This is a genomic window from Halomonas sp. BM-2019 (assembly GCF_017584085.1).
The window spans coordinates 806,745-815,951 of the sequence record NZ_CP071922.1; the positions used below are offsets into that span (position 1 = coordinate 806,745).

The 9,207-nt window shown below is 65.5% G+C and carries 9 protein-coding genes; 3 read left to right on the forward strand and 6 right to left on the reverse strand.

From position 1 onward, the window contains the following. On the forward strand, window positions 1-101 hold a 101-nt coding region (locus tag J5F18_RS04155; RefSeq protein WP_346302171.1), incomplete at its 5' end, for an SDR family oxidoreductase. A gap of 106 nt (window positions 102-207) precedes the next feature. Beyond that, a complete protein-coding gene (locus J5F18_RS04160; RefSeq protein WP_346301067.1) occupies window positions 208-1,434 on the forward strand; it encodes a benzoate/H(+) symporter BenE family transporter in 1,227 nt (408 codons plus the stop codon). 173 nt (window positions 1,435-1,607) lie between these two features. On the opposite strand, the gene J5F18_RS04165 is transcribed toward J5F18_RS04160, so the two are convergent. From J5F18_RS04165 to J5F18_RS04190, 6 genes are all read right to left on the reverse strand, one after another. Beyond that, on the reverse strand, window positions 1,608-2,837 hold the full coding sequence (locus J5F18_RS04165) for an ABC transporter substrate-binding protein (protein WP_346301068.1): 1,230 nt from the start codon (window positions 2,835-2,837) through the stop codon (window positions 1,608-1,610). 87 nt (window positions 2,838-2,924) lie between these two features. After that, on the reverse strand, window positions 2,925-3,422 hold the full coding sequence (locus J5F18_RS04170; RefSeq protein ID WP_346301069.1) for a MarR family transcriptional regulator: 498 nt from the start codon (window positions 3,420-3,422) through the stop codon (window positions 2,925-2,927). Window positions 3,423-3,493: 71 nt separating this feature from the next. Next, window positions 3,494-4,633, reverse strand: coding sequence for a cyclohexanecarboxyl-CoA dehydrogenase (gene aliB, locus J5F18_RS04175; RefSeq protein WP_346301070.1), 1,140 nt, complete (start codon window positions 4,631-4,633; stop codon window positions 3,494-3,496). Window positions 4,634-4,691: 58 nt separating this feature from the next. Further along, window positions 4,692-5,519, reverse strand: coding sequence for an enoyl-CoA hydratase-related protein (locus J5F18_RS04180; protein ID WP_346301071.1), 828 nt, complete (start codon window positions 5,517-5,519; stop codon window positions 4,692-4,694). A gap of 87 nt (window positions 5,520-5,606) precedes the next feature. Beyond that, window positions 5,607-6,374 (reverse strand): SDR family oxidoreductase, encoded by a 768-nt coding sequence (locus J5F18_RS04185; RefSeq protein WP_346301072.1) that lies wholly within the window; start codon window positions 6,372-6,374, stop codon window positions 5,607-5,609. Between the two features lie 42 nt (window positions 6,375-6,416). Continuing rightward, window positions 6,417-8,060 (reverse strand): AMP-binding protein, encoded by a 1,644-nt coding sequence (locus J5F18_RS04190; protein WP_346301073.1) that lies wholly within the window; start codon window positions 8,058-8,060, stop codon window positions 6,417-6,419. 241 nt (window positions 8,061-8,301) lie between these two features. Between J5F18_RS04190 and J5F18_RS04195 the strand changes: the two genes are divergently transcribed. Further along, window positions 8,302-9,075 carry an enoyl-CoA hydratase gene (locus J5F18_RS04195; protein WP_346301074.1) on the forward strand — a complete coding sequence of 258 codons (774 nt, stop codon included), beginning with the start codon at window positions 8,302-8,304 and terminating at the stop codon, window positions 9,073-9,075. The last annotated feature ends 132 nt before the right edge of the window (window positions 9,076-9,207 follow it).

Here is a 9,207-nt window from a genome sequence, read left to right on the forward strand (position 1 = left end):
CCCTGGACGAGATGGCCGCGCCGATCCTCTTCCTGGCCTCAGACGACGCCAGCTACATCACCGGCAGCGTGCTGCCGGTGGGCGGCGGCGATCAGGGCTAGTTCGCACCGCGCCGGCTCCGGCGGAGCCGGCGCGATGTGTGGCAGCCCCTGACTTCATACCAACGACAATACCCTGGAGCTCACCGTGAAACATATCGAAAGGGGCGTGAGCCTAAGGCACGCGCCAAAAGCCTTCCTGCGCGACCTCAATGGCGACAACCTCAGCGCCGGCCTGGTGGCGGGCATCTTCGGCCTCAGCGCCGGCGTCATCCACATCAGTGCCGGTACCGCCGCAGGGCTCGACTCTTCCTTCATCATGATCTGGGTCATCAGCTACCTGATGATCAACGGCCTGTTCGGCATCTTCATGCCGGCCTACTACCGGCTGCCCCTGCCCATGGCCAACTCCATTCCCGGCGCCCTGCTGTTTGCGGCGGTGATTCCCGTGGTGGGGTTGGAAGCGGCCCTGGGGGCAACCCTGATCGCCGGGGTCATTTCGCTGGTCGCCGGTCTGGCCGGGGTGATGAAGACGGTGATGCGGCTGATGCCCATGCCCATCGTCATGGGCATGGTGGCCGGCATGCTGCTCAGCTTCGGCCTCAACATGGTCCGCCCGCTGGAGAACGCCATCGTGCCGGCGGCCATCATGATCCTGGCCTTCTTCCTCTCGGCGCGGCTGATCCGCAAGGTGCCGCCGCTGATCGTCTCCATGCTGGCCGGTATCATCTACCTGATGGCCACCGGGGTGGATCTCTCCGGGATCCAGGCGACCATTCGTTTCCCCGAGTTCATCGTCCCCCACTTCAGCTTCAGCGCCTTCCTGACCTACGGTCTGCCCCTGGCCATCATCCTGGTGGGCATGGAGACCCCGGCCGGCGTCGGCCTGGTCAAGGGCATGGGCTACAAGGAGGTTCCCGCCAACGCCATCACCGCGGTAGGCGGTCTGGGGACCATGATCTCCTCCTTCTTCAACCTGCACAGCACCTGCATCGCGGCACCCATGACCGGCATCTGCTCCTCGCCGGAAGCCGGCACCCATGAGAAGCGCTGGGTGGCGGCCGTGGTGGCAGGCGCCATCTTCGTGGTGGCGGCGCCCTTCTACGGCTATGTGGTGAGCCTGCTGGAAGCTACGCCGCGCTACTTCATCGCCATCATCGCCGGCCTGGCCCTGATGCGCGTGATCACCTCGGCCATGGCCATCGCCTTCGCCGGAAAGAAGCACGAGATGGGCGCGCTGTTCGCCTTCCTGATCGCCGCCTCCGGCATCCAGATCCTGGAGATCGGCGCCACCTTCTGGGCCCTGGTACTGGGCGTGCTGGTCTCGCTGATCTTCGAGACCAAGGACTTCGAGTTCGCCAGCACCGCCCACCCCCTGAAGAAGGCGGGGGAGTGATCTGCCGGCGCCGCGATTGACGACACCATAACCGCTATCCTCCTTGGCCCGTAGCCGCTTCGGCGATACGGGCCATTTTTCCGTGTGCCAGGCATGGTACTGCTATCATGTCTGGCCACGAAGAAAAGCGAGCGTGGTAGCACCACGCTCGCAGGTAGTCGGAGTTGATAGGATCAGGAGTCGATCAGTGAGCAGCCGCTTCTGTCGAGGGACTGGAAGGCCTGCTCGCCGGGGATGGTGCGTAGCACCCGGTAGAGGTCCCACTCACCCTCGGACTCCTCGGGGGCCTTTACCTCGACCAGATACATGTCGTGGACCATGCGACCATCCTCGCGAATCACACCGTTGGAGGTGAACATATCATTGACCGGGTTTTTCCCCATCCAGGCTCTAACGGTTCCGGCATCGTCGCTGCCGGTGGCCGCGATGGCATTAAGGTAGTGAAGGGTGCTGGAGTAGATGCCGGCCTGCACCATGGTAGGCATTCTGCCAACGCGTTCGTAGTAGCGCTCGGCCCACTCCCTGGCCTCATCGTTCATGTCCCAGTACCAGCCGGTTGTCAGCTGCATGCCCTGGGTGGTTTCCAGGCCTAGTGCATGGATATCGTTAAGAAATACCATCAGCCCAGCCAGAGTCTGACCTGCTTCCGCTAACCCGAACTGGCCAGCAGTGTTGATTGCGTTGACTGTGTCGGATCCGGCATTGGCCAGCCCGACGATCTTGGCCCCTGACCCCTGGGCCTGGAGAATATAGGAAGAGAAGTCGCTGGTATTGAGGGGGTGGCGGACCTTACCAAGGACTTGGCCGCCCATCTCAGCGACCACGTTTTCCACCTCAGCTTCCAGGGAGTGGCCGAAGGCGTAGTCTGCCGAGAGGATGAACCAGCTGTCACCGCCCTCCTCGACAATGGCTCGCGCGGTGCCGTTTGACATGGCGTGTGTATCATAGACCCACTGGATATGATTGGGACGGCAGTGCTCATTGGTGATACTCAGAGCGGCAGCCCCGGAGACCATGCCGATGCGGTCGTGCTCGGCCAGTAGCCGAGTGGCGGCGATAGTTACCGAAGAAGCCACCAAGCCGCCGACCATGTCGACGTTGCGCTGATCGATCCACTCGCGCACCGTGTTGGCACCCACATCGGCGCTGTTGCGATCGTCGGCGCTAAACACCTCAATGGGAGCGCCGTGGATCGACCCTCTGTGCTCCTCGATGGCCATGCGCATGGCCTCGAGTCCGCCGGGACCGGCCAGGTCGCGATAGGGGCCGGACATGTCAACCAGATAGCCGATACGAATGGCGCCGTCGCTAATCTCGGCATGGGCACTAGCGGCGCCGGCCAGCAGGGCCGTAGCGATTGCCAGGGGGATGGCCTTGGGCAGTATCTGACACTTTTTGGACATAAGAACTCCCTTGCCTCGCCGGAGACGAGGCCGTTGTTGTTGGCAGTCGGAGTGAATCTGGAAGTTACCGGCTGTACCGGCGCAGCATTAGGTTTCGAAGGCGTCGTTGCGGTGGGTGGCCTCCTCTTTGGTTGGGGATGGCTGAATCTGCTCCAGGTCTTTCTGGAGCTTGTTGAGGTAGTGCAGCAGGCTGATCGTCTCGTCGAAGCTCAGGCTTTCCAGGCCCTGCGCGTAGAAGTCATGGATCTGCGGCTGCAGGCTCTCCCAGTAGGCGCGCCCCTGGTCGGTGAGCAGGATCAGTCGGGCGCGGCCGTCGTCGGGGTGGGGGATACGCCGCACATGGCCTTCCCGCTCTAGCCGCTTGAGCACGCCGTCCAGGCTCTGGCGGCTGACGATCAGGTACTCGGTGAGGTCGTTGAAGGCGATACCGCCCTCGTAGCCGCGGCGGGAGAGCGCCCCCAGCACCGCCCACTGCACCGTGGTCAGGCCCACGGCACTCACCGTCTGCTTCTGCAGGATGTTGCTGGCCTGGAAGAGGCGGAAGAACAGGCGGTTGGCGACGCTTCTGTCGTCCTGGGCAGCCATCGATAGCACTCCTTTGTCGGAAAGCGGCGGCGCCAGGTCGAGGGCGAAACCCCGGGCCCCGACGATGGCATTCACCGGGGTACCGACTGACGCGCGATGATGTTCTTCATGATCTGGGCGGTGCCGTCGCCGATCTGCAGCCCCAGCACGTCGCGCATGCGCTGCGAGAAGGGCAGGTCCTCGCCCCAGCCGGTGTGGCCGTGGGCCAGCATGCACTGCTTGATCACGTCGAAGGCGAGCTTGGGACCCCACCACTTGTTCATGGCCGCCTCGGCCGTGTGGGGCAGGTCGTTGTCCTTCAGCCACAGGGCGTAGTAGCACTGCAGGCGGGCGGCCTGGACGTAGGTCTGGTACTCGGCCAGCGGGTGGGTCAGCCCCTGGAAGGCCGCCAGCGGCTGGCCGAAGGCCTCGCGCTCTGTGAGCCACTGCCAGGTCTCGTCCAGGGACTGCTGGGCCACCGCCAGGCACTGCAGGCCGATCAGCGCGCGGCTGTAGTCGAAGCCCTGCATCACCTGCTTGAAGCCCTGGCCCTCCGCGCCAAGCATGTGATCGGCGGGCACGGCCACATTGTCGAAGAAAATCGAGCCGCGGCCAATGGCGCGCTGGCCGGAATCCTCGAAACGGCTGGTAGTGATGCCGGGGAGGTCCATGGGCACCAGGAAGGCGCTGATGCCGCTGGCGCGCTGCTCCTGGGTGCCGGTGCGGGCGAAGACCACCGCCACGTCGGCCTGGTCAGCCATGGAGATGGAGGTCTTCTCGCCGTTGAGCACGAAGTGGTCGCCCTCGCGGGTCGCCTTCAGCCTCAGGTTGGCGGCGTCACTGCCGCCGTGGGGCTCGGTCAGGGCGATGCAGCAGATCTTCTTGCCGGAGGTGATGCCGGCGAGCCATTCGCGGGCCAGCTCGGGGCGGGCGTGGTGGGCGATGATCTGGCCGTTCAGCGAGGCGAGCAGCGGCAGGTAGCCGACGTTGAAATCACCCCGGGCGATCTCCTCGATGATCACGCCGCTGGTCACGCAGTCCAGGCCGCTGCCGCCGTACTCCTCGGGCAGCTCGCCGCCCAGGCAGCCCATCTCGCCGAGCATCTCGACGATCTCGCGCTCGATGAGCGCCTCTTGCTCACGCTGGCGGTAGCGGGGGGCCAGCATGTCGGCGGACAGCTTGGCCACGCTCTCGCGAATGGCATCCTGTTGTTCGGTAAAGGCAAAGTTCATGGCCGTCTCCATCCTTCTCGGGTGGCCGCCGACCCGCTGGGCCGGCGGCGACTTGTCGTCAGTGCCCGTGGTCAGCGGCTTGGGGCATCAGGAGTTGTAGTACTTGCGGAGCTAGAATTTTCGAAAATCCGGTTTGCGTCTCCTTGAAGGCCGCGACCCCTTCCTTCGACTCCTCGGTGTCGTAGTAGAGGCTCAGCGCCTGCATGCCCAGGCCGCCGATGCCGGCGATGTTCTCGCTGTCGGCATTGAAGGAGCGCTTGGCGATGGAGAGGGCGGTGGGGCTCTTCTCGAGGATCTCGTCGCACCACTTGCGCACCTCCTCGTCGAGCTGCTCGGGCGGCACCACGGCGTTGACCAGGCCCCACTCCAGCGCCTGCTGGGCGGTGTACTTGCGGCACAGGTACCAGATCTCGCGGGCGCGCTTCTCACCGATGACGCGGGAGAGGTAGGCGGTGCCGAAGCCCGGGTCCACGGAGCCCACCTTGGGGCCCACCTGGCCGAAGATGGCGGTCTCGGAGGCGATGGAGAGGTCGCAGACCACGTGCAGCACGTGGCCGCCGCCGATGGCGAAGCCGTTGACCCGGGCGATGACCGGCTTGGGTACCTGGCGGATCAGGGTCTGCAGCTCCTCCACCGGCAAGCCGATGATGCCGCGGCCGTCGTACTGGCCCTCGTGGGCGCCCTGGTCGCCACCGGTACAGAACGCCTTGTCGCCGGCGCCGGTCAGCACGATCACGCCGATGGACTTGTCCCAGCCGGCGCGGTTGAAGGCGTCGAGCAGCTCCATGCAGGTCTGGCCGCGGAAGGCGTTGTAGCGATCGGCGCGGTTGATGGTGATGGTGGCCACCCCATCGGTGACGTCATAGAGGATATCTTCGTAGTTCATTTTGTTGCTCCTGAAGCTGAATTTCGCTCACTGCCGGCGGCCATCTCTTCACAAAGGGCGCGAGCGCAGCAGTGCATAGGGGGTTACTTAGCCGGCCATGGTCAGGCCGCCGGAGACACTGATCACCTGGCCGGTGATGAAGCTGGCCTCGTCGCTGGCGAGCAGGGTGATGATCCCGGGGTAGTCCTCGGGCTGGCCGATGCGGCGCATGGGCACGGCGTTGCGGAAGGCCTCGAGGAGCTTCTCCGGGTCGCGGGCGGTGTCCGCCACGTCCTTGAGCAGAGCGGTGTCGGTGGGCCCGGGGCAGACCACGTTGAGGGTGACGTTCTTGGTGGCGAGCTCCCGGGCCAGGGTCTTGCTCAGGCCCAGCATGCCGGCCTTGCAGGCGGCGTAGACCGCCTCGCCGGAGGAGCCCACCCGGGCCGCGTCGGAGGCGATGTTGATCACCCGGCCGCCGCCGGCCTCGACCATCTTCGGCAGCACCACGTGGTGCATGTTGAGCGCGCCGGTCAGGTTGACGGCGATCAGCGATTCCCACATGGCCGGCTCGGTCTTGAGGAACGGCATGAAGCGGTCGAAGCCGGCGTTGTTGACCAGTACGGTGGGCGTGCCGAGATCCTGCTCGATGCTTGCCACGGTGGTGACGATGGCGGCGTAGTCGGTGATGTCGGTGGCGTAGGCCTGGGCCTTGCCGCCGGCCTCGGTGATCAGCTCGACGGTGGCCTGGGCCGCGGCCTCGTCGCGGTCGAGCACCGCCACCTTGGCGCCATGCTCGGCGAAGCGCTTGCACACGGCCTGGCCGATGCCGCCGCCGCCGCCGGTCACGATCACGGTTCTGTTCTCAAGTCCTTTCATGTCATCTCTCCGCTCGGGTAGTGGGGAATAGGGATGGCTGCTTCAGGCCCCCTGGAGGGGCCTCTCGCGAAGCTTGAATTTCTGGATCTTGCCGGACGGGGTGCGCGGCAGTTCGTCGAGCACCTCCAGGAATTCCGGCTGGTACTGGCGGGTCACCTTGCGTTCGGTCAGGAAGGCGCAGATCTCCTCGAGGGTCAGCGATTCCTCGCCCTCCTTGAGGGTCACGTAGGCGCATAGCCGCTCGCCGAGGCGATCGTCGGGCTTGCCCACCAGGGCCAGGGTCTGGATCTTCGGGTGCTGGTAGAGGGTGTTCTCGATATCGACGATGGGGATGTTCTCGCCGCCGCGGATCACCACATCCTTGGAGCGCCCAGTGATGCGCACATAGCCCTGCTCGTCGAGGCGGGCGAGGTCCCCGGTGGGGAACCAGCCCTCGTCATCCACCCCGTAGAGCTCCGGCTGCTTGAAGTAGCCGACGAAGAGGCTGGAACCGCGCATATAGAGCGGGCCCTCCTGGCCGGCGGGCAGGGGGTTGCCCTCCATGTCGGTGACCTTGAGTTCGATATAGGGCAGCGGCACGCCGTCGGTATGCACGGCACGCTCCGGGTCGTCCTCGGGCAGGGTGGTGGTCACTGCGCCGTTCTCGGTCATGCCCCAGGCGGAGAGGATGCGCGTCGGCAGGTTCTGGGTGGCCTTCTCCACCAGGGGGCTGGGGATCGGGGCGCCGGCACACAGGAAGAGCTTCAGCGACTGCAGGTCCGGGCCGTGCTCGATGGCCTGCTCGGCGATATCGGCAAGGAAAGGGGTCGAGCCGAGCATCAGGCTGGGACGTTCGGCGCGGATGATGGACGCCGCCTCTTCCGGCAGCCAGGTGTCCTGGAGCACTACGCTGGCCTTGAGATAGACGGGCAGCATCAGGCCATAGAGGAAGCCCAGCTGGTGGGCCAGCGGGGAGGGCATGAAGATGGTGTCCGCCTCGCCCAGGGCCAGGCGCTCGGCGAAGGGGCGGATATGGCTGAACAGGGTGTTGGAGGTGTGCATCACCCCCTTGGGTTTGCCGGTTGTGCCGGAGGTGTAGAGGATCTGCACCACGTCATCCCCGGTCGGGCGGCGCTCCCGGAACAGGGCGGCGGTGTCGATCTCGCTCTCCCAGGCGCGCTCCAGCAGCACCCGTTCGAAGCTGTCCTCCCCCTCGCTGCCGATCACCAGCACATGCGCAAGCCTGGGCAGCGAGCGCTTGAGCTCATGGGCCATGGCGCCATGGTCGAACTTGCGGAAGGACTGGGGGACCACCAGCACCTTGCTCTCGGCCATGCCGAGCATGAACTCGAGCTCATGCTCGCGGAAGATCGGCATCAGCGGGTTGAGCACGGCGCCGATCCGCACGCAGGCGAGATGCAGCGCGGTCATCTGCCACCAGTTGGGCAGCTGGCAGGAGACGATATCCCCCTTTCTTACCCCCAGCTCCGCCATTCCCGCCGCGATGCGAGTGACTCGGTCGTTCAGCTCGCGGTAGCTCAGCTCGACGCGGCTGCCGTCGCTCATTCGGCAGGTGATGATGGCGGCCTTCTCCCCGGCGGAGGCCACCGCCTCATCCAGATAGTCTGTAATGATCTTGTCATTCCAGGCACCTAGCTCGACCATGGATTGTCTGCGCTCGGGCGTCAGATTCGTATGGATTGGCATATAAGCTCCTGAAAGTAGTTTGTTTTTTTGTCAAATGCTTGTTTGGGAACTGGCGCTGCCATCGCCGTGCGCCTTGGAGAAAGCTAGGCCACGATAAAAATTATGTCAATACATTGTCTTTTATTTTGAGGCTGGCTAGACTCGGATGCAGATCGGGCCTGGTTCGGCCCGGGAGATGCGACAACACACTGCCATGAATTGGCCGGGGAGCCCTTCCGGCCACGGCACTCCGGAGGCATCCATGTACGAGAATCTGCGGGTCGAGCGCACGGGCGCCGTCGGTGTGATCACCCTTCACCGCCCCGAGGCCCATAACGCCCTGAACGGGGCGCTGATGCGCGAGCTGGGCGGCGCGCTGCACGCCTTCGAGCGGGACGAATCCATCGGCGCCATGGTCATCACCGGCGGCGAGCGGGTCTTCGCCGCCGGGGCCGACATCAAGGAGATCCAGTCGCTGACCTTCTCCGAGGCCTATCTCGGCGACTTCGTCACCGACGCCTGGGAAGAGGTGACCCGCTGCCGCAAGCCGGTGATTGCCGCAGTGGCCGGGATGGCCCTGGGCGGCGGCTGCGAGCTGGCCATGATGTGCGACCTGATCATCGCCGCCGATACGGCCCGCTTCGGCCAGCCCGAGATCAAGGTGGGCACCCTGCCCGGCGCCGGCGGCACCCAACGGCTGACCCGCGCCGTCGGCAAGGCCAAGGCGATGGACCTGTGCCTGACCGGTCGCCTGATGGCGGCCGATGAGGCCGAGCGCAGCGGCCTGGTGAGCCGGGTGGTGCCGGCGGAGCGGCTGATGGACGAGGCGAAGACCGCGGCCGCGCAGATCGCCTCGATGTCGGCGGTGGCGGTGCGGCTCAACAAGGAGGCCGTCGAGCGGGCCCAGGAGACCACCCTGGCCGAGGGGGTGCGCTTCGAGCGCCGGCTGCTGCACGCCAGCTTCGCCACCGAGGACCAGAAGGAGGGCATGCAGGCCTTCATCGAGAAGCGCCCGCCGGTCTGGCGGCACCGCTGAGCCCGCGGGCTCGTCCGATAACAACCACCGGGAGAGAACACGCCATGAGCACCCCCGTCACCCTGACCCGCAATGGCAACTGCGGCCTGATCACGCTCTTCAGCCCGCCGGTGAATGCCCTGAGCCAGACCG